General features: G+C 66.9%; 24 protein-coding genes. 9 read left to right on the forward strand and 15 right to left on the reverse strand.

The features are described 5' to 3' along the window. Positions 1-18: 18 nt before the first annotated feature. Complete coding sequence (locus NFH66_RS00495) at positions 19-525, reverse strand: hypothetical protein (RefSeq protein ID WP_349607476.1); 507 nt, start codon at positions 523-525, stop codon at positions 19-21. Next, positions 522-1,505: an alpha/beta hydrolase gene (locus tag NFH66_RS00500; RefSeq protein ID WP_349607477.1), complete on the reverse strand. Its 984-nt coding sequence runs from the start codon at positions 1,503-1,505 to the stop codon at positions 522-524. Before NFH66_RS00500 ends, NFH66_RS00495 begins: the two co-directional genes overlap by 4 nt. A 233-nt stretch (positions 1,506-1,738) precedes the next feature. On the opposite strand from NFH66_RS00500, the gene NFH66_RS00505 reads away from it, so the two are divergent. Continuing rightward, the gene (locus tag NFH66_RS00505; RefSeq protein ID WP_349607479.1) at positions 1,739-3,913 is read left to right on the forward strand and encodes a malate synthase G; all 2,175 of its coding nucleotides are present in this window, start codon (positions 1,739-1,741) and stop codon (positions 3,911-3,913) included. A 152-nt stretch (positions 3,914-4,065) separates the two neighbouring features. After that, positions 4,066-4,479: a PaaI family thioesterase gene (locus NFH66_RS00510; protein WP_349607480.1), complete on the forward strand. Its 414-nt coding sequence runs from the start codon at positions 4,066-4,068 to the stop codon at positions 4,477-4,479. A 6-nt stretch (positions 4,480-4,485) separates the two neighbouring features. Here NFH66_RS00510 and NFH66_RS00515 read toward each other — a convergent pair whose 3' ends face one another. Continuing rightward, complete coding sequence (locus NFH66_RS00515; RefSeq protein ID WP_349607481.1) at positions 4,486-4,860, reverse strand: DUF423 domain-containing protein; 375 nt, start codon at positions 4,858-4,860, stop codon at positions 4,486-4,488. A gap of 125 nt (positions 4,861-4,985) precedes the next feature. Here NFH66_RS00515 and trmB point away from each other — a divergent pair, with 125 nt between their 5' ends. The 4 genes from trmB (at position 4,986) to NFH66_RS00535 (ending at position 9,434) form a co-directional block, all read left to right on the forward strand. After that, positions 4,986-5,750: a tRNA (guanosine(46)-N7)-methyltransferase TrmB gene (trmB, locus tag NFH66_RS00520; RefSeq protein ID WP_349607482.1), complete on the forward strand. Its 765-nt coding sequence runs from the start codon at positions 4,986-4,988 to the stop codon at positions 5,748-5,750. Between the two features lie 211 nt (positions 5,751-5,961). Next, positions 5,962-6,456: a ubiquinone anaerobic biosynthesis accessory factor UbiT gene (gene ubiT / locus NFH66_RS00525; RefSeq protein WP_349607483.1), complete on the forward strand. Its 495-nt coding sequence runs from the start codon at positions 5,962-5,964 to the stop codon at positions 6,454-6,456. Between the two features lie 38 nt (positions 6,457-6,494). Next, complete coding sequence (locus tag NFH66_RS00530; protein WP_349607484.1) at positions 6,495-8,606, forward strand: adenosylcobalamin-dependent ribonucleoside-diphosphate reductase; 2,112 nt, start codon at positions 6,495-6,497, stop codon at positions 8,604-8,606. Positions 8,607-8,681: 75 nt separating this feature from the next. After that, the gene (locus NFH66_RS00535; RefSeq protein WP_349607485.1) at positions 8,682-9,434 is read left to right on the forward strand and encodes a ribonucleoside-diphosphate reductase; all 753 of its coding nucleotides are present in this window, start codon (positions 8,682-8,684) and stop codon (positions 9,432-9,434) included. Between the two features lie 240 nt (positions 9,435-9,674). On the opposite strand, the gene NFH66_RS00540 is transcribed toward NFH66_RS00535, so the two are convergent. From NFH66_RS00540 to NFH66_RS00560, 5 genes are all read right to left on the reverse strand, one after another. Next, complete coding sequence (locus NFH66_RS00540) at positions 9,675-10,169, reverse strand: hypothetical protein (RefSeq protein WP_349607486.1); 495 nt, start codon at positions 10,167-10,169, stop codon at positions 9,675-9,677. A gap of 61 nt (positions 10,170-10,230) precedes the next feature. After that, positions 10,231-12,090, reverse strand: coding sequence for a heavy metal translocating P-type ATPase (locus NFH66_RS00545; protein WP_349607487.1), 1,860 nt, complete (start codon positions 12,088-12,090; stop codon positions 10,231-10,233). A gap of 61 nt (positions 12,091-12,151) precedes the next feature. Beyond that, positions 12,152-12,385: a heavy-metal-associated domain-containing protein gene (locus NFH66_RS00550; RefSeq protein ID WP_349607488.1), complete on the reverse strand. Its 234-nt coding sequence runs from the start codon at positions 12,383-12,385 to the stop codon at positions 12,152-12,154. Positions 12,386-12,602: 217 nt separating this feature from the next. Next, on the reverse strand, positions 12,603-13,745 hold the full coding sequence (locus tag NFH66_RS00555) for a helix-turn-helix domain-containing protein (protein ID WP_349607489.1): 1,143 nt from the start codon (positions 13,743-13,745) through the stop codon (positions 12,603-12,605). A gap of 211 nt (positions 13,746-13,956) precedes the next feature. Continuing rightward, positions 13,957-14,982, reverse strand: coding sequence for a ferredoxin reductase family protein (locus NFH66_RS00560; RefSeq protein ID WP_349607491.1), 1,026 nt, complete (start codon positions 14,980-14,982; stop codon positions 13,957-13,959). Between the two features lie 14 nt (positions 14,983-14,996). On the opposite strand from NFH66_RS00560, the gene NFH66_RS00565 reads away from it, so the two are divergent. Both NFH66_RS00565 and NFH66_RS00570 read left to right on the forward strand, forming a co-directional pair. Next, on the forward strand, positions 14,997-15,536 hold the full coding sequence (locus NFH66_RS00565; RefSeq protein WP_349607493.1) for a sensor histidine kinase: 540 nt from the start codon (positions 14,997-14,999) through the stop codon (positions 15,534-15,536). Between the two features lie 102 nt (positions 15,537-15,638). Then, positions 15,639-16,958 (forward strand): IS1380 family transposase, encoded by a 1,320-nt coding sequence (locus NFH66_RS00570; RefSeq protein WP_349607494.1) that lies wholly within the window; start codon positions 15,639-15,641, stop codon positions 16,956-16,958. Between the two features lie 167 nt (positions 16,959-17,125). On the opposite strand, the gene NFH66_RS00575 is transcribed toward NFH66_RS00570, so the two are convergent. The 5 genes from NFH66_RS00575 to ytfE form a co-directional block, all read right to left on the reverse strand. Continuing rightward, positions 17,126-17,863: an anaerobic ribonucleoside-triphosphate reductase activating protein gene (locus NFH66_RS00575; RefSeq protein WP_349607495.1), complete on the reverse strand. Its 738-nt coding sequence runs from the start codon at positions 17,861-17,863 to the stop codon at positions 17,126-17,128. A 5-nt stretch (positions 17,864-17,868) separates the two neighbouring features. After that, positions 17,869-18,789, reverse strand: coding sequence for a U32 family peptidase (locus tag NFH66_RS00580; RefSeq protein WP_349607497.1), 921 nt, complete (start codon positions 18,787-18,789; stop codon positions 17,869-17,871). A 10-nt stretch (positions 18,790-18,799) separates the two neighbouring features. After that, entirely contained in the window at positions 18,800-19,795 is a 996-nt protein-coding gene (gene ubiU, locus NFH66_RS00585) for a ubiquinone anaerobic biosynthesis protein UbiU (RefSeq protein WP_349607498.1), read from the reverse strand. Positions 19,796-19,863: 68 nt separating this feature from the next. Continuing rightward, complete coding sequence (locus NFH66_RS00590) at positions 19,864-20,484, reverse strand: hemerythrin domain-containing protein (protein ID WP_349607499.1); 621 nt, start codon at positions 20,482-20,484, stop codon at positions 19,864-19,866. A gap of 60 nt (positions 20,485-20,544) precedes the next feature. Further along, complete coding sequence (gene ytfE / locus NFH66_RS00595; RefSeq protein ID WP_349607500.1) at positions 20,545-21,201, reverse strand: iron-sulfur cluster repair protein YtfE; 657 nt, start codon at positions 21,199-21,201, stop codon at positions 20,545-20,547. Between the two features lie 165 nt (positions 21,202-21,366). Here ytfE and norR point away from each other — a divergent pair, with 165 nt between their 5' ends. Next, positions 21,367-22,890: a nitric oxide reductase transcriptional regulator NorR gene (gene norR / locus NFH66_RS00600; protein WP_349607501.1), complete on the forward strand. Its 1,524-nt coding sequence runs from the start codon at positions 21,367-21,369 to the stop codon at positions 22,888-22,890. 3 nt (positions 22,891-22,893) lie between these two features. Here norR and NFH66_RS00605 read toward each other — a convergent pair whose 3' ends face one another. Further along, the gene (locus NFH66_RS00605; RefSeq protein WP_349607502.1) at positions 22,894-23,949 is read right to left on the reverse strand and encodes a tellurite resistance/C4-dicarboxylate transporter family protein; all 1,056 of its coding nucleotides are present in this window, start codon (positions 23,947-23,949) and stop codon (positions 22,894-22,896) included. Then, a complete protein-coding gene (locus tag NFH66_RS00610) occupies positions 23,943-25,145 on the reverse strand; it encodes a trans-sulfuration enzyme family protein (protein WP_232911867.1) in 1,203 nt (400 codons plus the stop codon). Before NFH66_RS00610 ends, NFH66_RS00605 begins: the two co-directional genes overlap by 7 nt. Between the last annotated feature and the right edge of the window lie 90 nt (positions 25,146-25,235).

Raw genomic sequence — 25,235 nt, forward strand, 5'->3', positions numbered from 1 at the left:
GCGCGCCTTTCGCGATGGTTATAGCGCCGTGGCGTCCAGGGCGCCCTGCAGGCTCTCCTCCCAGCGCGTCGCCTCCTCGCCGGGGTGTCGCAGGGTCAGCGTCAGGCGGTAGGGCAGCAGCTCACGGTCGGAGAGCGAGAGGCGTGGGCCGTCGGCCATCAGGCGGCTCTCCAGGCGCCACTGGTTATCGCTGCTGTCGGTCAGGCTGGTGTTCCAGTCGAGCACCTGGGGGCCATCGCTGATTGCCAGCAGGGCGCGTACCAGGCTCTCGTTGAAGCGCGCGTTCTCGATGCCGAGGCTGGCGTTGATCTCGGGGCGCGCCAGCAGCAGCACCTGGTCGCTGGGTGGCTGCGGTAGGTTCGGCGCCGACATCACCAGCGCGGCGGCGCGCTCGCCGAGGTTGAACAGCGCCTGGCGGATGCTGCTGTCGGGGCGTTCGGGGGGGGCGGCGCAGCCGGCGAGCAGGGCCGATGCCAGTGGGGTCAGTACCAGCAGGGTGGCCAGGCGAAGGGGCGCGGTCCTCATGATGTTGTGTCCTCCACTGCGGTGTCGGGCGCCAGGGCATCGATAAAGCGATCCAGGCTTTCAAACAGTGCCTGGCGGATGGGCTCCGCCTCATTGACCAGGTGGTGGCGCGCCTCAGGATGCAGATGCACCTGGGCGTTGGGAAACTTCTTCTTGAGTACCTCCAGGTTCCACTCCCAGTCCACGGTCAGATCCTGTTCACCCTGCAGGATCAGGGTCGGTACCGGGTTGGGGGGCAGCGCCAGCAGCCGCGGCATCCAGCGGCGCATGGCGCTCACCCAGTCCACCTCCACGCGGCTGGCCTGGAGCGGGTCCTGGTCGCGCAGGAAGGCGGCGAATTCGGCGTCGGTAGAGTTGTCGCGGAACTTGCGTGGGATGGAGCGCACGAAGGGGCCCACCAGCAGGTGCAGCCAGCTTGACTGACGCCAGCCCCAGGGTCGCACCAGCGGTGCCAGCAGGGCCAGGCCGGCCCAGCTGTCGTCCGCGCCGCGGGTCAGGGCGTCGGTGGCGAGGATCGCCGCGCCGGTGCTCTGGCCGATGCCCAGCCAGGGGTGCGGCGCCAGCCCTTCGGCCTCCAGGTGGTCCTGGAGGGCGTGCAGGCAGCCGCCATAGTCGTCGAAGTCGGTAATCGAGGCGCGCTGGCCGCTGGAGAGGCCATGCCCGGGCAGATCCCAGAGCACCACTCGCCAGCCGCGCTCCAGCAGGCGTTCGAGCAGGTGGCGATAGAGCCCCAGGTGGTCGAAGTAGCCGTGGACCACGAAGGCCGTGCCGATGGGCTCGACGGGGCTCCATACCGAGGCCCACAGGCGGAAGGCGCCGGCCTCTAGGAAGCCCAGGTGCAGTCCCACGTGCCTGGCGAGCAGGGGCGCCAGGCCGTAGTGGCCCAGGTAGCGCTGCAGGTGGTCGCCGCCCGGCAGCTCGTCGGCGGGGTCGATCCAGCGGAAGGGTCCCAGGGCCTGCAGGGGGGTGAAATCGCTCATCGCATTCTCCACGGTGCGCCACCATGCTAGCGGCAAGCGCGAGGTGGCACCATGATTGCCGAGCGAACGGGCCTCGCGGTCTTATCTTTTGGTCGAGTCCCGGCGCTGGCGATGCCACTCCGGCTTTACATATGGAACGATTTTCCACAAAATCAGAGCGACACAGTCACCCCAACCCTGTCGATGGCAGTCCGGTGTGTACCCGCCGCCTGCCCCATGCGAGGAGATTCACCATGACCCAGCGTGTCACGCGTCACCGCCTCCGGGTGGCCGCCGAACTGGACCGCTTCATCACCGAACAGGCGCTGCCGGGCACCGGCATCGACGCCGAGGCCTTCTGGGTCGGCGTCGATGCCCTCTTCCATGACTTGACGCCGAAGAACCGCGAACTTCTCGCCGAGCGTGACCGCCTGCAAGAGCAGCTCGATACCTGGCATCGGGAGAATCCTGGCCCGGTGCGTGACATGTCCGGCTATCGCGCCTTCCTCAAGGAGATCGGCTATCTGGTCGAGGCGCCGAGCTCGGTCAAGGTGAGCACCGCCAATGTCGATCGCGAGATCGCGATCCAGGCCGGCCCCCAGCTGGTGGTGCCGGTCAACAACGCCCGCTATGCGCTGAACGCCGCCAATGCCCGCTGGGGCAGCCTCTACGACGCGCTCTATGGCACCGATGCCATCTCCGAGGAGAACGGCGCCGAGAAGGGCTCGAGCTTCAACCCCAAGCGTGGCGAGAAGGTCATCGCCTACGCCCGCGGCGTGCTGGATCGTGCCGCACCGCTGGCCACCGGCTCCCACCGCGATGCCGTCAAGTACGCCCTGCGTGACGGTCACCTGGTGGTCACCCTCGAGGGTGGCCGCGAGAGCGGTCTCAAGGACGCCGGCAAGCTGGTGGGCTTCAACGGCCCGGCCGAGAGCCCCGAGGCGATCCTGCTGAGCAACCATGGCCTGCACCTGGAGATCCAGATCGATCCGACTCACCCGATCGGCAAGACCGATCCGGCCGGGGTCAAGGACGTGGTGGTCGAGGCCGCGCTGACCACCATCATGGACTGCGAGGACTCGGTGGCCGCGGTGGATGCCGAGGACAAGGTGGGCGTCTATGCCAGCTGGCTGGGCCTGATGAAGGGTGACCTCGAGGAGCCGGTGGAGAAGGGCGGCAAGACCTTCACCCGTCGCCTGCATGCCGATCGCACCTGGCAGAACACCGACGGCGGCAGCGTGACCCTGCCGGGCCGCTCGCTGATGTTCGTGCGTAACGTCGGCCACCTGATGACCACTCCAGCGGTGCTCGACGGCGAGGGCAACGAGCTGCCCGAGGGCATTCTCGACGGTATCATCACCAGCCTGCTCGCCCTGCATGACCTTAACAAGGGCGAGGGCGAGGCACGCAACTCTCGCGAAGGCTCGGTCTATATCGTCAAGCCCAAGATGCACGGGCCCAAGGAAGTGGCGTTCGCCAACGAGCTGTTCGGTCGCATCGAGGACCTGCTGGGAATGGCGCGGGATACCCTGAAGATGGGCATCATGGACGAGGAGCGCCGCACCTCGGTGAACCTGAAGGCGTGCATCGCCCAGGCGGCGTCGCGTGTGGTGTTCATCAACACCGGCTTCCTCGACCGCACCGGCGACGAGATGCACACCGCCATGGAGGCGGGGCCGATGATCCGCAAGGGCGACATGAAGGGTGCCGCCTGGATCCACGCCTACGAGAAGAACAACGTCCAGGTTGGCCTGGCCTGTGGCCTGCGCGGCCGCGCCCAGATCGGCAAGGGCATGTGGGCCATGCCGGACCTGATGGCCGCTATGCTCGAGCAGAAGATCGGCCATCCCAAGGCCGGTGCCAACACCGCCTGGGTGCCGTCGCCGACCGCCGCCACCCTGCACGCCCTGCACTACCATCAGGTCGACGTCGCCACCCTGCAGCGCGAGCTTGAAGGCCAGGGCGCGCCGGACTGCCTGGATGAGCTGCTCAGTGTGCCGGTGGCCGAGAGCGCCGACTGGAGCAACGAGGAGCGCCAGCAGGAGCTCGACAACAACTGCCAGGGCATCCTCGGCTACGTGGTGCGTTGGGTCGAGCATGGCGTGGGCTGTTCCAAGGTGCCGGACATCCACGACGTGGGCCTGATGGAGGACCGCGCCACCCTGCGCATCTCCAGCCAGCACATCGCCAACTGGCTGCATCACGGCGTGGTCGATGCCGCCCGCGTCCAGGAGACCCTGGAGCGCATGGCCAAGGTGGTCGACGCGCAGAACGCCGGTGACCCGGAGTACACGCCGATGAGCGCGAACTTCCAGGACTCCAGCGCCTTCCAGGCCGCCAGCGACCTGATTTTCAAGGGACGCGAGCAGCCCTCCGGCTACACCGAGCCGCTGCTGCACCACTGGCGTGCGGTGCACAAGGCCAGGTAACACCCCTCGTCTCGGCCTCCCCGGCCGAGGCATCGAGCCGACGCCCCCGCGGTCATGCCGCGGGGGGCGTCGGCGTTCAGCCTCTGTCGATTCCTGCGGCGGTCGGCTATGGTGTGGGCTGTTTTCTCACGCGCTATCGCAGGGAGGCTTGCATGCCCATGATGACCGCCGCCGCCATCGAGGATTTCCTCGACGAGATCTTCCCCCAGCGCATCGGCACCATCGAGGCCGTCGATCATATGAAGGCCACCATGAGCCTGGCCATCGACGACGAGCACCTGCGCCCCGGTGCGAGCGTTTCCGGTCCCACCCTGATGGGCCTGGCCGACGTCTGCCTCTACGTGGCGATCCTCGCCGAGATCGGGCCGGAGCCGATGGCGGTGACCAGCGACCTGCACTGCCGTTTCCTGCGCCGCCCCCGTGGCGACCGCGATATCATCGCCACGGCGCGCCTGCTCAAGCTGGGGCGTCGCCTGGCGGTGGGCGAGGTGCAGCTCTTCTCCGCCGGGCAGGAGGAGCCGGTGGCCCTGGTCACCGCCACCTACGCCCTGCCCGATCGCGACTGACGCGCCTCAGCGGCCGCGCAGGACGGCCCCGGCCAGCGCCAGCCAGCCGCCGATCATCAGCACTCCGCCGATCGGTGTGATCATGCCAAGTCCCGTCGCGCCGGTGAGCGCCATGGCGTAGAGTGAACCGGAGAAAAGCGTGCTGCCGGATGCCCATAGCCCCATGGCCAGCCGCTGGCCGGCGATCGGGCAAGAGGCGCGCCAGGCGAGCACGGCCAGCAGTGCCAGGGTATGCCACGCCTGGTAGCGCACCCCGGTCGCGAAGGCCGCCGCCAGTCGCGGGGCCAGCTGTCCCTCCAGGGCGTGGGCGCCGAAGGCGCCGGCGACCACCACCAGGGCGCCGGACAGCGCCGCGACCAGCCACCATCCCCTGTCGTGCATCTCGGTCTCCTCGCGGTTGTCTGGATTCGGACGCTACCGTACCCCGCGGCGGCCTTAGCCGCTACAATACGCGCCCCCGATTCATCCAAGCCCAGAAGATTCCGTCCAGAGAGTTGTCCCGCGCCATGACCGACCCCCATCACGACGACAAGACCACCGGCCCGGAGGGAGCGGATGCCCCGCTGCACCGCCGCGGCATCAAGAGCTATGTGCTGCGTGCCGGGCGCATGACCCAGGCCCAGACCCGCGGGCTCGAGGAGGTGTGGCCGCGGCTGGGGCTGACCCTGGCCGACGGTCGTCAGGCGCTCGAAACGCTGTTCGGTCGCCGCGCGCCCTGCGTGGTGGAGATCGGCTTCGGCATGGGCGCCTCGCTGGTGGAGCAGGCCGAAACCCACCCGGGCACCGACTTCATCGGCATCGAGGTGCATGCGCCGGGCGTCGGCAAGCTGCTCGACGAGGTCGACAAGCGCGGCCTCACCAACCTGCGCGTCTACCGAGAGGACGCCCTGCGGGTGCTCGAGGAGTGCCTGCCCGAGGCGAGCCTCGACGCCGTGCAGCTGTTCTTCCCCGACCCCTGGCCCAAGAAGAAGCACCACAAGCGGCGTATCGTGCAGCCCGCCTTCGTCGAGCTGGTGCGCACGCGGCTGAAGGTCGGCGGCACCTTCCACCTGGCCACCGATTGGGAGGCCTACGCCGAGTGGATGGCCGAGGTAATGGATGCCGCCCCGGGTTTCGCCAACACCGCAGGGCCCGAGACCGCCCCCTATGTGCCGCGGCCGGCGTTCCGTCCGTTGACCAAGTTCGAGGCCCGCGGGGAGCGGCTGGGGCATGGCGTCTGGGATCTCATCTATCGCCGCACCGGTGATTCTGTCGTCGCTTCAAGCGGTTAGGCTGTCAAATGAAAATGGGTCATGATGTTTGGTGTTTTTAACCAGATATAGGGCTTGCTGACTAGATATTGTCTATATATGGTAGTCGGGCCGCGGGTGAGCAGAGGGCCTGTCACCGACATGATGCATGTCAGTGCAGCCCCGGGAGCACCGGCCTAGGATAAACGGTTCGGCGGCCCTGGCCGCATGGTTACCCTTCAGGAGAGCTGTCATGTCCCTGCCGTTGTTGCCTTTACCGTTACAAGCCCTGCCGCGTCCTCCCGCCCCCGTCCATCTGATTCGCGCCCTCGATCCGCGCGTGCCGGTCGGCCTGAAGCGTCGTCTGGTGGAACCGTTGCTCAATCGCACCTTCGCCGAGCCCCTGGCCGAGGGGGAGTTCGACGCCCTGGAGGGGCGCCGCATTACCCTGGCCATCGAGGATATCGGCGTGGCCCTGACGCTCACCCTGGAGGGCGAGCGCCTGGCGGTGTGCACCGAGCCTGGCGAGGCCACCATCCGTGGTGGCTGGCGGGAGTTCCTCTGCCTGGCCACCCGCCGCGAGGATCCCGATGCGCTGTTCTTCCAGCGCCGGCTGCTGATCGAGGGCGACACCGAACTGGGCCTGATGGTCAAGAACCTGCTCGACGGTCGCGAGGAGGGACTGGCCCAGGGCCCCTTCGGCGAGCTGCTGGTGCGCCTGGAGCGGCTGGCAAGACGTACGGGCTGATTTTTTTCGATTAACGCATTTCTTCCGGAGCCATCCGAATGAGCACTTCCACCAAGCCAGTGAAGTCATCCAACGAGGTGCCCCTGCAGGGGCCGTCCCGCGACATCTGGGACTCCAAGTACCGCCTCAAGGACCGTCACGGCCAGCCCGTGGACCAGGACGTGGCCGCCACCTGGGATCGCGTGGCCCGGGCGCTGGCCGCGGTGGAAGGCAAGCAGGCCAACACCTGGCTGGCGAAGTTCCGCTGGGCGCTGGAGAACGGTGCCATCCCCGCCGGGCGAATCATGTCCAACGCCGGCGCCGAGGCCTACAAGCCGGCGGTGAGCCTGATCAACTGCACGGTGTCGCGCACCATCCGCGACTCCATGCACGATATCCTCGACTCCGTGGTGGATGCCGGCATGACCCTCAAGGCGGGCTGCGGCATCGGCTACGACTTCTCCACCCTGCGCCACAAGGGCGCCTTCGTGTTCGGCGCCGGGGCCGGCACCAACGGCCCCCTGGCGTTCATGGATATCTACGACAAGATGTGCTTCACGGTGGCTTCCGCGGGCGGTCGCCGCGGCGCCCAGATGGGCACCTTCGACGTCGGCCACCCCGACGTGCGCCAGTTCATCGAGGCCAAGCGCGAGGCGGGCCGCCTGCGCCAGTTCAACCTCAGCCTGCTGATCACCGACGAGTTCATGGAGGCAGTGAAGCACGACGCCGAGTGGCCCCTGGCCTTCCCGCTGCACGCGGGCGAGAAGGATGACGTCCAGGAGAGCGAGCTGATCTACCGCGACTGGCCGGTGGTGGAGGAGGGCTACACCGTCGACGCCGAGGGCCGCGTGGCCTGCCGCATCGTCGAGGTGATCAAGGCCCGCGAGCTGTGGGATACCATCATGCGCTCCACCTACGACTACGCCGAGCCGGGCTTCATCCTGATCGACCAGGTCAATCGGATGAACAACAACTGGTTCTGCGAGGAGATCCGCGCCACCAACCCCTGCGGCGAGCAGCCGCTGCCCCCCGAGGGCGCCTGCCTGCTGGGCTCGGTGAACCTGACCCGCTTCGTCATCGATCCCTTCGGCAAGACGCCGCGCTTCGACTGGGAGCGCTACCGCCAGGTGGTGGCCATCTTCACCCGTATGCTCGACAACGTGGTGGAGATCAGCGGCCTGCCGCTTTCGGGCCAGCGCCGCGAGATCGAGGCCAAGCGCCGCCACGGCATGGGCTTCCTGGGCCTGGGCTCGACCCTGACCATGCTCAAGATCCCCTATGGCTCGCCGGAGTCGTTGGCCTTCACCGAGGAGGTGAGCCGCAACCTGGCCATCGAGGGCTGGAAGCAGGCTCTCGAGCTCTCCCGCGAGAAGGGCATGGCCCCGGCGCTGGCCGAGGACTATGAGATTACCCCGAAGATGCTGCGCGAGCGTCCCGAGCTGAAGAAGGACGGCTACGAGATCGGCGACAAGGTGCCCGGTCGCATCCTGCACGCCCGCTACAGCCGCTACATGCAGAAGGTCGCCGAGGTGGAGCCGGAGCTGGTCGCCCAGCTCGCCGAGCACGGTGCGCGCTTCACCCACCATAGCTCCATCGCGCCCACCGGCACCATTTCGCTGTCGCTGGGCAACAACGCCTCCAACGGCATCGAGCCGTCGTTCTCGCACCGCTACTTCCGCAACGTCATCCAGGCGGGCAAGAAGACCAAGGAGCAGGTCGAGGTGGTTTCCTTCGAGCTGGCGGCCTACCGCCACTTCATCGCCGCCGACGCCGTGGAGAGCGACCTGCCCGACTACTTCATCACCGCCGATGCGGTGAGTCCCAAGCAGCACGTGGCGGTGCAGGCCGCCGCCCAGGCGTGGGTCGACTCGGCGATCTCCAAGACGGTGAACGTGCCCACCGAGTTCCCCTTCGAGGAGTTCAAGGACCTCTACCTCGATGCCTACCAGAGCAAGCTCAAGGGCTGCACCACCTTCCGCTTCAACCCCGAGGCCTTCCAGGGCGTGCTGGTGCGCGAGGACGACCTCAAGAACACCACCTACGTGTTCGAGCTGGAGAACGGCGAGAGCGTGGAGCTGGCCGGCGATGAGAAGGTCATCTACGACGGCGAGGAGCACAACGCGGCGAACCTCTATGATGCGTTGAAGGAAGGCACCTATGGCAAGTGGTAATTACGGCACTTGCCGGATCAGCCCCGAGCGATGGATGCCCAGTGCCACCCAACAACTTTCCGGAGGAGCCCTCTGATGGCCGTCGAGATCAATTCCAAGATCGTGTCCTACAGCGTTAAGAAGGCGGTGGAAGCGCCGCCGCTGGCCGAGGAGAACCCACTCACGGTGCGCATCCCCTCGCGTCCCGAGGGCACCCTGGAAGCCGTGTCGGAGAAGATCTCCTACGTCGGTGCCGAGGGCCGCAAGAAGGTCTACCTGCTGGTCTCCTTCATGCCCGTGGAGGGCGTGCTCAATGGCAAGCGGGTGGTGATCGAGCGTCCGGTGGAGTTCTTCTTCCCCTCCGGCCAGCTCTCCAGCGAACACCAGTGGATCACCGCCACCATGCGCAGCCTGTCGCTGGCCGCCCGCGGTGGCTACGTCACCCAGGCAGTGGCCGACCTGCGCAAGGTGGCCTGGGACAAGGGCCTGGTGCGCTGCGGCATGAACCGCTGGGGCAAGCCGGTATTCCACGACTCCGAGGTGGCGGCCATCGCCTGGTCGATCCAGCAGATCCTCTACCGCCGCGGCTTCCTCGACCAGGATGGCAACCAGGTGCCGGTGGAGGAGCTGGTGGCCCGCTACGCCCAGCGCCAGGCCAGCGGCCACCTGTGGATGCCGCCCACCGCGGAGGAGATCGAGCAGGCCGAGCGCAAGGCCGAGGAGGCCGCCCATGCCAAGGCCGACGGCCCCACCGTGGTGGGCCACTGTCCCGAGTGCAACGGCGAGCTGGTCATGATGGACGGCTGCCCCACCTGCTACTCCGGCTGCGGCTGGTCGAAGTGCGGCTGAGCCATTGGGCTCAGCGGGCGGGGCCGCTCCCCGATAGGCAGTAGCCAAGGAGCCCGGCGTGCTTTGCACGCCGGGCTCCTTGATGCCGGGCGGTGACCTAGGCTATGTCCGAAAACTGGCTGCGCTCGGCCATACGGCGTTAAAAATCGACTCAAAGTACTCATTTACACCCCGTAAACTCCGTCTTTTCGCCGATTTTTGCCTTGTTTGACCTTCGCTCGCCGACTTTTCAGACAAAGCCTAGTGAGTGACAGGCACGAAGTCGGGGTCATCGAAATAGCGCGCATAGGCCTCTAGTGCGCCCAGCACTTGTACCGCTCCCGCACGGGGTGTGGCGTCGGCATGGTTGCCGGCCATCTTGTCCGCACCGCTCACCAGTTGGGCGATGATCATGTGCAGTTGAGCATCGGCCTCCGGCGGCAGTTCGCAGTTGGCAACCATGTAAGCGACGCTGTCATCGATCCGCTCGGCCAGTGGCGCATACTCTGCTGCCGGCAACCGATCCTCATGGATGGTCGCGATGGGGGCGCGCATCACCATGCTGATATCGCCCATGGCTTTACCCAGCGGGGCATCGATGGCCCACTTTTCGCCAGCGTTGAGCTGCAGCTCGAAGGGGGCGTCGCCATGGTCATGGTCGAGTGCCGCGGTGTCAGCAGCCAGGCTGGATCCGGAAACCATCAGGGCGGCCGCTAGGGTAAAGGGGATGATGGCAGTGGAAAGTTTGGTCGACATCATGAATCTCCATTCTCAGTAGTGCGTGGGTAAGCGATCGTGCGAGTCGTCGCGGCGGCGATCATGACGCCAGGACCTCCGCGGCTTCGTGGCGCTGCGTTGTCGACTGCTTGGCCTCCTTGAGGGTGGGGCGCAGCAGCAGCATGGCGATGGCGATGACCAGCAGGACGGACGCCTCGTGGACCAGCATGCCGATGGCCATGGTCACTCCGCCGGCGAGCACCCCGGCCAGCAGCACGGCCACCGTCAGCAGGGCAATGGCGATGTTGAGGCGCATGGTGTTCACCGTCCGCTTGGCCAGCCCCAGGGCATAGGGAAGACGTGGCAGGCGGTCGGCCATCAGCGCGATATCGGCGGTTTCGATGGCGGCCGGTGAGCCGGCGGCACCCATGGCCACGCCGATGTCGGCCTGGGCGAGCGCCGGGGTGTCGTTGACGCCGTCGCCCACCATGGCCACGGTATGCCCCTGGCGCTGCAGTTCCTTGACGAGAGTCAGCTTGTCCTCGGGCAGCAGGTCGGCATGCACTTCGTCCACGCCAAGCTCGGCGGCGACGTTGTCGGCGACACGCCGGGCATCACCGGTGGCCATGACCACCTTGATGCCGTTATCGTGCAGGGCCTGGACGGCGGCCCGGGCGTCGTCACGGATGGTGTCGGCAACGGCCACGATCCCCACGGCGCGTCCGTCCACGCCGACGAACATGGCGGTCTTGCCGGCGGCGTTCAGTGCCAGGATGCGGTCGTTGGCGGGGGTGTGGTCGAGCAGGTCGGCAGAGCCCACGGCAACGGTATGGCCGTCGACCTCGGCGCGGATGCCCTTGCCGGTCACCGGCTCGGCGCGCTCCACCATCGCCACGGCCAGCTTACGCTGCTCGGCGCCGCGGATGATGGCGTCTGCCAGCGGGTGCTCGGAGGCGGTTTCCGCCCGGGCGGCCAGGGCAAGCACCTGATCCTCGCTCCAGGCGTCATCCAGCACCACCACGTCGGTCAGCTCGGGGCGGCCGTTGGTCAGTGTGCCGGTCTTGTCCACCACCACGGCGCTGACCCGGGCGGAGGTTTCGAGGAACTCGCCCCCCTTGATCAGGACACCATCTTTGGCCGAGCGGCCGATGCCGGCGACGATGGAAACCGGGATGGAGATGACCAGTGCACCCGGACAGCCGATGACCAACAGGGTCAGGGCCAGCTCCACGTTGCGCGTCAAGAGACCGATCACCAAGGCGCTGAGCATCACGCCAGGCGTGTAGTACTTGGCGAACTTCTCCATGAAGGTCTGGGTCTTGGCCTTGGCATCCTGGGCGTCTTCGACGCGGTGGATGATCCGGGCCAGGGCGGTATTGGCGCCGATGCGAACGGCCTGGACACGCAGCACCCCGGAGCGTAGCCAGGTACCGGCAAACACCTCCATGCCCTCGGCCTTCTCGGCGGGCACCGACTCACCGGTGATGCTGGCTTCATCCACTCCGCCATGACCGGAGACGACGGTGCCATCCACGGGCACCTGCTCACCGTTCCTGATCAGCACGGTATCGCCGGGCACCAGCTCCCACACCTCGACGGTTTGCGGCTCACCGTCGCGCAGCACGGTCGCTGTTTCGGGGGCGGCGTCCACCAGGTCCGACAGGGCCTGACGGGTCTTGTTCAGGGTCGCCCTCTCCAGGGCACCGCCGAGGGCGAAGAGGAAGGTCACCGCGGCGGATTCCCAATAATTGTGAATGAACAGGGCACCCACCGCGGCGACGATGACCAGCAGGTCGATCGAGACGGTCTTGATGCGCAGGGCCTGGTAGGCGGAGATGGCAATCCGATAGCCGGCCACCGCGGCGGCGGCGATCATCAGCCAATCCGATCCGGTGAGCCAGGACGCGATGATCAACAGGCCAGAGGCGATGACCACGCCCCAGGTGTTCCATTGTTTCATGAGTCTCTCCTGGGCGATTGGCAGGGGGCGGGAGTGCCCCCTGCCTGTGTGAACGTGGCGCTCAGATGGCCGAAGGCTTGACGTTGAAGCCGACCTCGGCCACGGCATCGACCAGGGCGCGCACCGAGGCCTTCGCCGGATCGTGGCTGACCAGTACCCGGCCGGAAGCGAACTTCACCTCGGCGGATTCGACGCCCTCCAGCCCCCTGAGCTTGGTCTCGATCTTGTCGACACAGCTGGGGCAGGAGAACTCGTCGGAACGCAGGGTGGTGGTTTTCAGAGTGGAAGTCGTCATGGTCGTCTGCTCCGTCATGGTGAAGTGAAGAGTCAGGCCAGCGGGCTGGCTGCTCAGCGTTGACACCATGATAGGGAGCAGAGACCTCCGGGTCGTTCGTTAGCGCACTCTCGAACCCTTTTCTGTCTTGCAAAAAAATGTCTATGTATCAATGAGGTACGAGTTCGAACTTCAGGGGGGTGAAAGTCGAACCGGAAAGAGGGAGGGGGAGGGCTTGCTAGGCGGAGTGCTGCGCCCGGTAGGCGCTGGGGGTCATGCCGGTGGCCTTCTTGAACGCCGTGTTGAAGACCGACTTGGAGTTGAAGCCCGAGTCATACATCACCTGGAGGATGGTGGTGCCGGCTTCGGCGGCTTCCAGCTGACGGCGGGCCTCGGCGATGCGGTAGTCGCTGACGAGCTCGAAGAAGTTCTTGCCGAGCCCCTCGTTGATGGCGCGCGATAGATCGCGGGAGGGCACGCCGAGCTGGTGCGCCAACTGGTCCACGCTGAGGTTGGCGTCCAGGTAGGGGCGGGCCTCGGTCATATGGCGATCAAGGTGGCGCAGCAGCGCCGCGTTCTCCGCACTGACCAGGGCGGCCCGGCTCGGCGCTTCGCTTTCCGCCAGCTGCACCTCCTCTGCACTCAATCCCGAGAATATGCCTGGCTGGCGCAGGGCGTGTATCAGCAGATAGTTGATGAACAGGAAGCCGGAAATGGCTCCGGCGGCGGATACCGCCGTGGCACTCACAAGATCCTTGTAGATATGCGCAAAGAGGCAGTAGAACAGGCTGACGGTCCAGACACAGGCGTAGCCGATCAACAGCGTGCGCAGCCAGGCCAGCTGCTTGCTTTCGAGATTGGAGAAGAGCTGTCGTAGCGTGGTGCCGAAGCTGCCGAGCTCACGGATGGTGGCCCACAGGTAGCCGAGAAATACCAGATGGATGGCGACCGCCAGCAGTGGTGAGGCGAGGACTCCCGGGTGGTCGCGGCTCATCAGGATCTGCAGCTTCACCTCGTCGGGCTGCAGGTAGTACTCCACCACGAAGATGGCTGAGATCACCCAGAACAGCAGGCTGTGGATGGCGTGCCCAGGAACGAGCCGGAAGTCACGATACATCAGCGACTTCGCGTAGAGATAGAGCAGGCTCACCTGGAGCAGGCCGATCAGGGTGCCCAGATAGGCCAGGTTTGGATGCTCGAGGGCGAGCCCGGTGGAATAGAGGAAGACCTCGGCGAGGCCCGCGGCAAAGGTGAGAACGCTGGCTGCCAGCAGGCGGTTGCTGACCAGGCGGAACGTCTCCGGCAGCAGCAGGAAAGCGGACAGCGCCAGAGACTGCACGATACTGGTGATCAGCAGGATATCGACCAATGTCAGGTACATATTGCTTCTCCGCCTCCTCTACGCTCAGTCGCATCAGCCCTTCCACGGCCCCGCGGGACGAGGCGAGCGTCGCCGGCTGGCGGCGACGGCTCCCGTGATCGGCCACTGCCCGGCATGCAACGCCGAACCGAGCATGCTGGATGGCTGCCCCGACGGCGACTCCGGCTGTGGCTGGCCGCAGTGCAGCGCGTCGGGGCCGCGCCCCGGCCGTTCAGCGGAACTGGTAGCTTTCCTGATGAAAACGTAGGGAAAGCGAGCGCTGCTTCAGGCCACTGCGCAGAGCGCTGGCCAGGCCCTTGGGTCCGCAGAACCAGAGATCCACTCGGCGATCGTGGAGACGCAGTCGATCCGCGGTCAATCGTTGTCCCTGCCGGCTGTCGTGGAGATGCAGCGAGACCTCCGGCAGCTGTTCCGTCAGCCGTTGCAGGCGAGCCACCATCGGGTCATCCGCGGCGCCGGCGGTGCAGTAGTGCAGGGTGACCGCCGGGCGTGCGGGGTCGGCATCGACCAGGCGTTTCTCTAGGGCCGCCAGAAACGGCGTGACCCCTATGCCACCGGCCACCCAGACCTGCTGGGCGTTTCTTCTGCCGCGGTCGGGGTCGAAGCGACCGTAGGGGCCCTCGAGCGTCACCGCCTGGCCACGGCTGAGCCGTTGCGGGAGCTTGCGAGTATAGTCGCCCAGCGCCTTGATCTGGAAGTTGACCCGCCCGCTGGCATTGTCGGCGCTGGACAGGCTAAAGGGATGCGCCCCTTCTCCGCGCTCGAAGGTTACCAGGGCGAACTGACCGGCGCGATGGCCTGGCCACCGCTGGCTCATCTCGCAGACGACTTCCGTGAGGCTGGTCGAGGTCTGCCTGACGGCCTGCACCAGCCCCTGGTAGCAGCGGCTCCTGCCGATCTGCCCGCTCAGCGATTGCAGGCTGGCGACGCTACCGCCGGCTGCCAGCAGCGCCATCAGCCAGCCGCTGGGCTGCTGCCACCACACCAGCGGCGCCAGCAGCACGGCATGCGCGGTGAGTGCCAGGTAGATCAGGGGCATCACCCGGTGCAGGTAGCGCCAGTAGCGGTAGGGGACCCAACGGGTCAGGGTGATGGCGACCAGAAGCAGCAGCAGATACAGGCCGGGCTCGCCCAGGTCCTTGGCGCCCTCCTGGAGGCCGTCGAGTAGGCCCGAGAAGTCGGCTTCCTGCAGGCGTTGATTCGAGCCCAGCAGCGCCTCGAGACCGTCGTCCGCCATCTCGATCAGCCAGTGTGTCAGTGCCAGGCTCGCGCGCCAACAGCGCCCATGAGCTGCGCACGCCCGTGGCCGCGGCCCTGGCCCAGGCACAGCGGCTGCGCCACGAGGCGCCACCGGGCCCGCTCCGCGACCGCGCGACCCGCATCGAGGAGGCGTTGCACGCGCTCTTGCGGCTGTCGGAAAAGCTGCTGCAGCTGGCCAAGGCCGAGAGCGGTGGGCTGCTGGCCGAGACGCCCCAGGACGTGCGTGGGGTCATCACCCATGTCGTCGACGAGTTGCGTCGCACCCATCCGGCGCGCCTCGAGCTGTCGCTGCCGGGGGAGGCGCGCATCGTCTCCTCGATCGATCCGGATGCGTTGGCGATTCTGCTTCGCTACCTGGTCGAAAATGCCCTGAAGCATGGCTGCCCGGAGCGTCCCGTCGAGGTGATCGTGTCGAGCGATGGCGAACTGCGCGTGATCAATGGGGGCGCGGTGGTGCCCGAGCTGGTGCTGGCGTCTCCCGTGCCGGGGCGTGCGGACGGCTTTGCGGCCAGCGTGCGTCTGCCCGCATGACCGTCGAGCGCCTAGCCTGGATATTGCATCAGACATGAAAAAGGCGGCTGAAAATCGGTTATGATTCAAGGGCCTAATCCAGAATCAACCGCTACAGCCGCCATGACAAAATGTACCACGCCGTCCACTTCCTTTCCACGCTGCAAAGGCCGTCAGATCACCGCCAGCTTCGATGGCGGCGAGGTCACCTCTGACGGTGGCATCCTGCTGCTGCGGCAGCTCGACCGCGAGATGGGCCTGACCCGCGCTATCGCTCGCCGGCTGAGTGATGACCGCGATCCTCAACGCTGCCTGCATCGCACCGAAACCCTGGTCCGGCAGCGCGTTTTCGGCCTGGCGCTGGGCTATGAGGACCTCAATGACCACCAGGCCCTGCGTCACGACATCGCCTTGCAGACCGCCGTCGATACCGATGGCGTGCTGGCCAGCCAGTCCACCTTGTGTCGCTTCGAGCAGCAGGCCGATCGGGACTGGGCGGCTACCATCCACGAGGAGATGATCGGGCAGTTCATCCGCTCGTTCCGGCGGCCACCCAAGAAGCCGCTCTACCTCGACTTCGATGCCACCGACGATCGGGTGCATGGCCAGCAGCTCGGGCGGCACTTCAACGGCTACTACAACCACTACATCTTCCTGCCGCTGTTCGTATTCTGTGGCGACCAGCTGCTGGTCAGCTATCTGCGTCCGGCCTCGCTGGATGCCGCTCACCACGCCGGTGCCATCCTCGCCCTGTTGGTTCGGCGGCTGCGCCAGGCGTGGCCTGAGGTGAAGATCGTCTTCCGAGGCGACAGCGGCTTCTGCCGTCCACTGATCCTCAACTGGTGTGACCGCCACGGCGTCGATTACATCATCGGCCTCGCCGGCAACAAGCGCTTGGCCAAGCTGGCTCTGGACATCGACTACACGTCGGCTATCCGCTTCGAGAAGAGTTGGGAGAAGGAGCGTGTCTTCGGCTTCATCGAGTACGCTGCCAAGAGCTGGAAGGAGCGTCGACGAAAGGTCATCGTCAAGTCCGAGACCAGCCGGCGTGGCTTCAACACCCGCTATGTGGTCACCAGCCTGCGCGGCTGCAGCGCCGAGTGGCTCTATGACCACCGCTACTGTGCCCGGGGCGAGATGGAGAACCGCATCAAGGAGCAGCAGTTCCTGTTCTCCGACCGCACCAGCTGCCACGAATGGTGGCCCAACCAGTACCGACTGCTGCTGTCGGGGTTGGCCTACCTGCTGCTGGAGCGGCTACGCCGGATTTACCTCAGGCGCACCGCCTTCGCCCAGGCCCAGGTCAACACCCTCCGCCTGAAGCTGCTGAAGATCGGCGCTGTCATCACCCGCAACACGCGCACGATTCGGCTGATGTTGAGCAGCCAGTACCCGGAGCAGGACCTCTTCCTGAAGCTGGCCAACAAGCTGGTGCCCGGATAGCGCCGCGGCGTGCTGTCCCCGGCACAGAAAACACATGGGGGTTGGGGGCAGTGCGTCCTGAGCGCAGAAAATTGATCAATAAATAGCCAATCTCAAGCCCGTAGCGCCATCGTCTTCACCGAGCCTGAGATCTGGGAGCGTCTGGTCGGCCCGGTGCAACATCCGGGCTAGCCGCGCAGCTCGACGGAGGCGAAGTGGGGCTTCAGGCGGCGCACCAGGGTCTCCAGCGCCTCGCGCGGCGGGGCGTCGTCGAGCGCCTCGCGGTAGGCGGGATCCAGGCAACGCTCCAGGCGGGCCAACTGGATGGCGTAGCGGCGCACGCCGCAGTCGGAGAGGGTCATCGCCAGCTGCTCGAGATCGTCGAGGGTGAAGTCGCGCCAGTGCACGGTGGTACGGCACTCGAAGGGTACCCCGGCCTCCAGCAGCAGCGACAAGCTGAGCGCATGCTGGCGCCAGATGCCGGGCCGGCCGCCGATACGGTCGAAGTCGGCGCCGCGCCCCTTGGTGTCCAGTGCGACCCAGTCGAGCCGCGGCAGCAGCCGTTCCAGGCGGGCGGGATAGGGGCCGGCGGTGTGCAGCCCGACCGCCAGTCCCAGTGCCTGGCAGGCGTCGGCGGCGGCCGCGAGGTCGGCGTGAAGGGTAGGCTCGCCGCCGCTGAACACCACCGCGTCGATCTCGCCGACCCGGGTGGCAATCAAGGCCTCGATGGCCGGCCATTCGCCGGCCGCCGGGCGGCGTGCCGGCCCCATGCTGCTCGCCGTCTCGCAGTAGCCGCAGGCCAGTGGACAGCCCTGGAGATAGACGACCGCCGCTCGCCGGCCGGGGAAGGCGTGGTCGTCGCGGGCGTCGAAACCGGCGACGGGCAGGCGAACCGGGTCGGCGAGGGCATCCTGCAGCGGGATCATGGCCCTTACCCCAGGCCGACGGTCCGGCTGTGGTCCATGCCGGGACGGCCGTGCCAGTAGCCGTCGCAGATCTCGGCGTCGACCAGGCTGAGCGGATCGGGAGCGGGCAGCTTGCCGCGGCGGGCCGCATCGAAGGCGCTGACCACCTCGGCCATGCCCTCCGGTCGCGGGCTCAGGCGGGCGATGCCGACGCCCATCTCGGCCATGTCGAGAACCGCATGGCGCAGGTCCTGACAGGCCCCGGAGAGGGTCTGGATGCCGTTCAGGGTGAATACCTGCTGGGACTCCTGGGAGCGCAGGGCCAGGCCCTCCGGATGTTTCTGGCAGACGAACTGGCAGCGGTCCTTGGGTTTCTGGTAGCGCCGCGCGGTGAAGCAGCGCGATGACCAGGCCAGCGGCAGGTGGCCGTAGGCAAACACCTCGCAGGGGGCCTCGATCCCCTGCTCGCTGCAGTCCTCCAGCAGGCGGGCGAGGTCGTCCCGGGACATCTCCACGGGTGCCTGCCAGCGCTGCATGCCGGCGCGGGAGAGCACGGCAAGGGTGGCCGGGTTGTAGAGGTTGAGAGCGGCACCGGCCACGAAGGGCTGGCCCGCGGCCGAGAGGCGTTGCAGGGCGCTCTGGTCATTGGCCTCGACCAGGAACTCGCCGTTGTCGCACAGCTTGCGCAGGTCGCGCAGGTCGGCCTCGGACTCGATCAGGGTCTGGCTCGAGAGCACCACCTGCTTGCCGCTCTGGGTCAGCTCGCGGCCGATGCCAAGCCAGTCGTCGAGCTTCATGTCGCGGCGCCGCGAGCAGACCGACTCGCCCAGGTGGACGATCTCCACCGGCCAGTCGGCGGCCTCGCGATAGAAGTCGGCGTAGTGCTCGCGGGTCCAGTAGAAGAGCACCGGGCCGAGCGACAGCTGGAGCGTGGGGGTAGCGGACATGGGCTCTCTCCTATTTCCAGCGGCGCTCGTAGGCGCCCAGGGTGGTGGTGCTGCCTTCGGAGACCTCGCCGAGGCCGGTCATCCAGGCGGGTTCGGTATGAAAGCGGCCCGGGGCCCGCGCCAGGCGATCCAGGGCCTGGCGCCAGATGCCGGCGACCTTTGATACATAGGCCGGGCTGCGCTGGCGCCCCTCGATCTTGACGGCCGCGATGCCCAGTTCCTTGAGCTCCGGCAGCAGCTCCAGGGTGTTGAGGCTGGTGGGCTCCTCGATGGCGTGGTAGGTCTCGCCGCCCACCTCGAAGCGCCCCTTGCACAGGGTGGGGTAGCCGGCGTTCTCGCCCTCGCCGTAGCGGTCGATCAGCACGCCGTTGAGGCGTGACTCCAGGCCCTCCGGGGTCTCCTCCCAGCGCACATGGGCCGCCGGCGAGCAGACGCCGCGAGTGTTGGGCGATTCACCGGTGAGATACGACGACAGGTAGCAGCGCCCCTCGGCCATGATGCACAGGCTGCCGAAGGCGAATACCTCGAGCTCCACGGGGCTCTGCTTGGCCAGGTCGCGCACCTGGGTGATGGAGAGCACCCGGGGCAGTACGGCGCGCTTGATGCCGAACTGGTCGTGATAGAAGCGCAGCGCCTCGTGGCTGGTGGCCGAGCCCTGCACCGAGAGATGGCGGGCGAGGTCGGGGTGGCGGCGGGCGGCGTAGTCGAGCAGCCCCATGTCGGCCATGATCAGGGCATCGACGCCAAGATCCGCGGCCTGGTCCACGGCGCGGGTCCACATCGCCCAGCCATCCGGCTGGGGATAGGTGTTGATGGCGCAGAACACCTTCTTGCCGCGGGCGTGGGCGTAGTCGATGCCCTCCCTGGCACGCTTGTCGGTGAAGTTGAGGCCGGCGAACTGGCGGGCGTTGGTGGTGTTCTGAAAGCCGAAGTAGACGGCATCGGCCCCTTCATCCACGGCGCGCTTCAGGGCGGGCAGGTTGCCGGCGGGGCAGACGAGCTCCATGGTGAGCCTCCTGTCGTGGGAATCCCGACCATGCTAGTCGACTATCCCGCCTGGCCTTTTGACGCGGGTCATAAGGAGGCGTAGTCGGCTCTGGCGTCGCAGAGCGGACAAAAGTCGGCCTGCTCGCCGTGACCCAGGCGTAGTCCCGTGCGGTGGTCGGCAATCTGCCGGTACAGCAGCTGGAAGCTGGGGCTTCCCTCGGAGGGACTGGCCAGCGAAGGAGAGGGCGCCAGCTCATCCAGTTCAGCGGCCTGCAGGCAGCGCTCGATCAGCGGGTAGATATGCCGATTCTCGCTGTACAAGTGATGGTGATAGAGCTCGCTGAAGCCGCGAGCCAGGTTGAGTCGGCCGGGGTCGAGCTCGGCCTCCGGCATCTCATTTGCCTGTCGGCGGAAGGTCGCCTCGAGCTCGTTTCCATCGCGGGTGATCCGCCGGTGCTCCTCGGAGAGCACCGCGAGCAGCTCGGCGCTCTGTGCATGGCAGCCGGCGAGGCGGGCGAAGAGGGCCTCCTCCACCGGATGGTGCCACTCCTCGGGCTGGTGGGTCAGGTAGTGGCAGAGCCTGGCCAGCAGTCGATAGTCGGGGACCTCCTCGCAGGCGGCGATATGCAGCTGGCGGTCGAGGATGCAGAGCAGCGCCGCGTAGCGATGGTGGTCGGCATGCAGGCGCTCCAGAATGATGGCTTTCATGGTGGCCTCCCTGACGCACCGTCGGGCGACGGTGCGTCATGATTGGGCGCCGAACTGGATTCAGCCGGCGCGTTCGAACAGCAGGTTGTTCTCCAGATGGATGTGCTGCATCAGGTCGTCGCGGAACTCGCGCAGCCCGGTATAGAGGGCACGCCAGGTGGTGCAGGCGCCCTTGGGCGGAGTGATGTCGTCGGTCAGCGCCGCCAGCTGTTCGAGGTGTTCGCCGTGGTCGTCGTGCTCGTGGCGCATTACCGCGATGGGTCCCTGGGCCTGGGCGCCCATGCCCCGGCGCAGCATCGGAAAGAGGATCTGCTCCTCCTTCTGCATGTGGCTCTCCATCTCCTGGTAGATCGTGGTGAGCAGGTCGGCCAGGCCGTTGGGGCAGGTGTCACGCTCGCCGTGGACCTGCTCGACGCGACGCGCCATGCGCACCAGTTCGGGCAGCTGCTGACGGTGGACATCGTGGTAGCGGGTCAGGATATGGTCGATGAGCTCGTCGTTGCTGGCGGACTGCCAGTCGCGTTCGTCGCTTGCGCCGGCGGGCAGCGCCTCGAGCGCGTCCACCAGCGCCTCTGGGGCCAGGCCGACGCGCTCGGCGGCCTCGCGCAGGCTGATGCGGCCGCCGCAGCAGAAGTCGATATTGTGGTCGCGGAACACCCGGGTGGCGCCGGGCAGGGTGAGGGCGGTGCGGCCGACGGTCTGTTCGATCAGGCTCATGGCAGGAGCTCCTTGGTCGGATGATGGCAGAAAAGGGTGGTACCTCATCACAAGCAAGTGGCATGCCAGTTCCTGACGGCCTGTTTTGCCGGGTATCGAGGCCATTCTGGTGAAAAATACCCGGATCGTTTAGGGTAGATTGAACCCTTCAAGGTGAATATCACCATGCTCGACGAGACCCTGCTGGCTGACCTGGTCGCCGACCTGCCCAGCGCGGTGCGCCTGCAGCGCCTGGTGCGGACCCTGCGCGAAGGTTTTCGCTGCGGCGCCGTCTGCCTGCTGCGCCTGGAGGAGGGCGCCCTGGTTCCGCTGGCCGTAGACGGCCTGGTGCGCGAGGCGCTGGGACGGCGCTTCGAGGTGGCCCAGCATCCACGCCTGGCCACTATCCTCACCAGTCGGCGCACGACCCTCTTCCCGCCCGATGCCGACCTGCCCGATCCCTATGATGGGCTGGTGGAGCAGCAGCCCGGACAGCCGCTGCATGTCCACGACTGCATGGGTATCAGCCTGCACGTGGAGGGCGAACCCTGGGGAGCTCTGACCCTGGATGCGCTCGAAGCGGGGACCTTCGATGCCACCGACCGGGCGGCCCTGGAGCGCTATGCGCTGCTGGTCGAGGCGGCGGTGCGGGTCAGCCGCCTGGAGCGTGACCTGCGGGCCCTGCGCATGTCCCAGCAGGAGAGCGGCCTGCCGCTGGCGGCCCCCGAGGCGCGCGATATCCTCGGCCACAGTGCGGAACTCCAGCGGCTGCTGCGTGAGCTCGATGTGGTGGCCGCATCGGACCTGCCGGTGCTGCTCAGCGGCGAGACCGGGGTGGGCAAGGAGCTCTTTGCACGCCGTCTCCATCGTCGCTCCGCCCGCCACGCCGCGCCGCTGGTGCAGGTCAACTGCGCCGCCCTGCCGGAGTCCCTGGCCGAGAGCGAGCTGTTCGGTCATGTGAAGGGGGCCTTCTCCGGCGCCACCGCCGAGCGCGCGGGGCGGTTCGAGGCCGCCGACGGTGGCACCCTGCTGCTCGACGAGGTAGGCGAGCTGTCGCTGCCGGTCCAGGCCAAGCTGTTGCGCGCCCTGCAGGAGGGCGAGGTGCAGCGCCTGGGCGAGGACATCCCGCGGCGTGTCGACGTGCGCATCATCGCCGCCACCAACCGGCAGCTGGCCGAGGCGGTGCGCGAGGGCAGCTTTCGTGCCGACCTCTACCACCGCCTGTCGGTCTACCCGGTGGTCATCCCGCCGCTGCGCGAGCGGGGCAGTGACGTGCTGGTGCTGGCCGGCCACTTCCTGGAGATCAACCGTACCCGACTCGGCGTGCGCAGCCTGCGTTTCTCCCCCGCGGCCGAGGAGGCGCTGCTGGCCTACGCCTGGCCGGGCAACGTTCGTGAACTGGAGCATGTAATCAGCCGCGCGGCGATCAAGGCCTTGAGCCAGGGTGCACGTCGCGACGAGATCATCACCCTGGCGCCGGCCTGGCTCGACCTGCCCGTCCCCGAAGGGAAAGGGAGCCGCACCCTGCAGATGGAGTACGCCGATGAGGGTGGCGCAGCGAGCCTGCGTGAGTGCGTGGAGTGGGCCCAGCGACGGGCGATCCGTGACGCCCTGGCGGCCTGCAACGGTCGCTGGGCGGCGGCCGCTCGGCGCCTGGAGCTCGATCCCAGCAACCTGCACAAGCTGGCCAGGCGGCTGGGGCTCAAGTAGGTCTCAGGCCCGTGACGCCCGGGCCAGCCGCCAGAGATGGTGGAACATTCCCGCACTGGTGACGCCCCAGGCAAGCAGTACCAGCCAGATCAGCAGTTCGGGAATGCGCATCAGGAAGGGCATGTCGAGAGCCGCCGAGAGGCGCAGGGTGCCGGTGGTGTACATGGCCAGCGGGAAGACCATGCTCCACAGTTGGGGCTCATAGGCGATGCGATGGCGGTGGATCAAGTGACGCCAGAGCATCAGTCCCACCAGCAGGGGAAACCACCAGCTGGCGGTGGCCCAGAAGAACACGGTGAACCCGAGCAGGAATGGCTGGAAGTCGGCGATTATCCCACCTTCGCCGGCCCGCAGGATCAGCGTCGAACCCGCGAGGGTAGCGATCGCCACCGCCCCCATGTTGATCCAGTAGGGCGGGGTCAGGTTCTCTACCGTCACCTTGAGGAAAGTGAGGCGATAGAAGATCAGGGTGATGATCGCCAGATAGAGCATGCAACCGATCAGGAACATGCACAGCGCAAAGAACAGGCGCAGGTCGGCCGGTCCTTCCCAGGGCAGCAGCGCGGTGAGAATCGATACCGAGTGGGTGCTGACCGCTGCCAGCAGCCAGGCACCGTTGATGCCTGAAGTGAGGTTGGGCTTCTCGGCACGCGTCGTCACGGCGATGAAGAACAGGTACATGATGAGGCCCCACAGCGTCAGGCCCACCCACCAGAATTCGGCGGCGATGGCGTCGCTGTCGGCTACGATATGAAACTGGGTGCCAAGGATGCAGGTCCCGGCGACGATGGTGAAGAAGCCGGGCCCGCGGGCGTGGTCGACCATGTCGCCGGCCAGGCGTTCGGGGTAGCGCACCAGGCGGATCAGGGTCAGCAACCACAGTGCAATATAAGCCAGCAGGTTGGCGCCCAGCAGTGCCCAGGATACCAGCGTCAGCCCCAGCAGATGGCAGGCGATGGAGGTGGCGCCGGTGGCCATGATCACCGCGAAGTAGCCCGGAAAGAGCTCGGCCGCGGCGCGGTCGATGATACCGGCGCCGTGCGCAAGACGCTTCAGCATCGGCCTGATTCGAGGGGAGCCAGGGCGCGTTTCAGGTCATTCAGCAGGTCTTCGACATCCTCCAGGCCGATCGATAGGCGCAACATGCTGTCGGTGATGCCGCGCCGTTGCCGCGCCTCGGCGGTGAGTTCTGCATGGGAGGTGGTACAGGGCTGAGTGACCAGGCTTTCGGCGCCACCGAGGCTGGGGGCCAGGGTGAAGAGTTCCAGTCGGTCGGCGACGCCTGTGGCGGCATCGCGCCCGCCGGTAATCTCCAGGGTGAGCATGCCGCCGAAGCCACTCATCTGGCGCTGCGCCAGGGCATGACCGGGGTGTGAGTCAAGACCGGGATAAAGAACCCGCTCGATGGCGGGGTGTTCCCGCAGCGCCTCGGCGAGGCTCTGGGCCGAAGCGTTGTGGCGTTGCATGCGCAGCGGCAGGGTACGCAGGCTGCGCGACAGCAGTGACGCCACCTGAGGAGATAGCACGCTGCCCAGATTCTGTCGCCAGCGCCACAGTGGGGCGAGCAACTCGGCCGACCCCATGACGGCACCGGCCGTGAGGTCACTGTGTCCACCCAGGTACTTGGTGGCGCTGTGTACCACCAGGTCGGCGCCTAGCGCCAGCGGCCGCTGGTTGATCGGGGTGGCGAAGGTGCCGTCCACCGCCACCAGGGCGCCGTGGCGATGGGCCTGCTCGGCCACTGCCGCGATGTCGATCAGGCGCAGTGTCGGGTTGGTCGGTGTCTCCAGATAGACCAGCCCGATGCCCGACGCCAGCAGCCTTTCCAGGGCGTCGGGGGCGTACCCCTCGAGCATGAAATGTGTCTCGATGCCCAGTTCGGGAAGCTGCTGCTCGAGCAGGCCCAGGGTGCCGCCATATACCTCGCCCAGGCAGGCGATACCGCGACGGCCGTGGCTCAGGAACAGGGTGCTGATGGCGGCCATGCCGGACGAGAAGGCCCATGCCGCCTCGGCACCCTCCAGCGCGGCCAGTGTCTCTTCAAGGGCAAATATCGTGGGGTTATGGCCATAGCGGGAGTAGAGAGGGCCTCGCCGACGTCCTTCGGCTACCTCCAGCAGGGCGGCGGTATCCGGGAAGGCGAAGGTGGTGGTGTCGTAGATCGGCATGTGGGGGCTGCCGAAGGCATCGCGTTGCTGCTGGCCATGTATGGCCAGGGTGGCGGGACCGTAGTGTGGCGATTGCGACTGGGACATGGCGGATCTCCGAACGAGCTTCCCTTAACGTTAGTCTCTTTTTTCAATCTATTCATTTATTTTCAATAAGTTATATTGTCATCCGGTTTC

Source organism: Halomonas sp. H10-9-1, assembly GCF_040147005.1.
GTDB lineage: Bacteria > Pseudomonadota > Gammaproteobacteria > Pseudomonadales > Halomonadaceae > Halomonas.

Excerpts from the sequence above, each read along its gene's own strand:
- NFH66_RS00495 (WP_349607476.1), bottom strand. The coding sequence starts at position 525 with ATGAGGACCGCGCCCCTTCGCCTGGCCACCCTGCTGGTACTGACCCCA.
- NFH66_RS00515 (WP_349607481.1), bottom strand. The coding sequence starts at position 4,860 with ATGCACGACAGGGGATGGTGGCTGGTCGCGGCGCTGTCCGGCGCCCTG.
- NFH66_RS00545 (WP_349607487.1), bottom strand. The coding sequence starts at position 12,090 with ATGAAACAATGGAACACCTGGGGCGTGGTCATCGCCTCTGGCCTGTTG.
- NFH66_RS00575 (WP_349607495.1), bottom strand. The coding sequence starts at position 17,863 with ATGATCCCGCTGCAGGATGCCCTCGCCGACCCGGTTCGCCTGCCCGTC.
- NFH66_RS00510 (WP_349607480.1), top strand. The coding sequence starts at position 4,066 with ATGCCCATGATGACCGCCGCCGCCATCGAGGATTTCCTCGACGAGATC.
- NFH66_RS00605 (WP_349607502.1), bottom strand. The coding sequence starts at position 23,949 with ATGCTGAAGCGTCTTGCGCACGGCGCCGGTATCATCGACCGCGCCGCG.
- NFH66_RS00500 (WP_349607477.1), bottom strand. The coding sequence starts at position 1,505 with ATGAGCGATTTCACCCCCCTGCAGGCCCTGGGACCCTTCCGCTGGATC.
- NFH66_RS00560 (WP_349607491.1), bottom strand. The coding sequence starts at position 14,982 with ATGGCGGACGACGGTCTCGAGGCGCTGCTGGGCTCGAATCAACGCCTG.
- NFH66_RS00540 (WP_349607486.1), bottom strand. The coding sequence starts at position 10,169 with ATGTCGACCAAACTTTCCACTGCCATCATCCCCTTTACCCTAGCGGCC.
- NFH66_RS00590 (WP_349607499.1), bottom strand. The coding sequence starts at position 20,484 with ATGAAAGCCATCATTCTGGAGCGCCTGCATGCCGACCACCATCGCTAC.
- NFH66_RS00580 (WP_349607497.1), bottom strand. The coding sequence starts at position 18,789 with ATGTCCGCTACCCCCACGCTCCAGCTGTCGCTCGGCCCGGTGCTCTTC.
- NFH66_RS00555 (WP_349607489.1), bottom strand. The coding sequence starts at position 13,745 with ATGTACCTGACATTGGTCGATATCCTGCTGATCACCAGTATCGTGCAG.
- NFH66_RS00570 (WP_349607494.1), top strand. The coding sequence starts at position 15,639 with ATGACAAAATGTACCACGCCGTCCACTTCCTTTCCACGCTGCAAAGGC.
- NFH66_RS00530 (WP_349607484.1), top strand. The coding sequence starts at position 6,495 with ATGAGCACTTCCACCAAGCCAGTGAAGTCATCCAACGAGGTGCCCCTG.
- trmB (WP_349607482.1), top strand. The coding sequence starts at position 4,986 with ATGACCGACCCCCATCACGACGACAAGACCACCGGCCCGGAGGGAGCG.
- NFH66_RS00550 (WP_349607488.1), bottom strand. The coding sequence starts at position 12,385 with ATGACGACTTCCACTCTGAAAACCACCACCCTGCGTTCCGACGAGTTC.
- NFH66_RS00535 (WP_349607485.1), top strand. The coding sequence starts at position 8,682 with ATGGCCGTCGAGATCAATTCCAAGATCGTGTCCTACAGCGTTAAGAAG.
- NFH66_RS00610 (WP_232911867.1), bottom strand. The coding sequence starts at position 25,145 with ATGTCCCAGTCGCAATCGCCACACTACGGTCCCGCCACCCTGGCCATA.
- norR (WP_349607501.1), top strand. The coding sequence starts at position 21,367 with ATGCTCGACGAGACCCTGCTGGCTGACCTGGTCGCCGACCTGCCCAGC.
- ubiT (WP_349607483.1), top strand. The coding sequence starts at position 5,962 with ATGTCCCTGCCGTTGTTGCCTTTACCGTTACAAGCCCTGCCGCGTCCT.
- NFH66_RS00505 (WP_349607479.1), top strand. The coding sequence starts at position 1,739 with ATGACCCAGCGTGTCACGCGTCACCGCCTCCGGGTGGCCGCCGAACTG.
- ubiU (WP_349607498.1), bottom strand. The coding sequence starts at position 19,795 with ATGGAGCTCGTCTGCCCCGCCGGCAACCTGCCCGCCCTGAAGCGCGCC.
- ytfE (WP_349607500.1), bottom strand. The coding sequence starts at position 21,201 with ATGAGCCTGATCGAACAGACCGTCGGCCGCACCGCCCTCACCCTGCCC.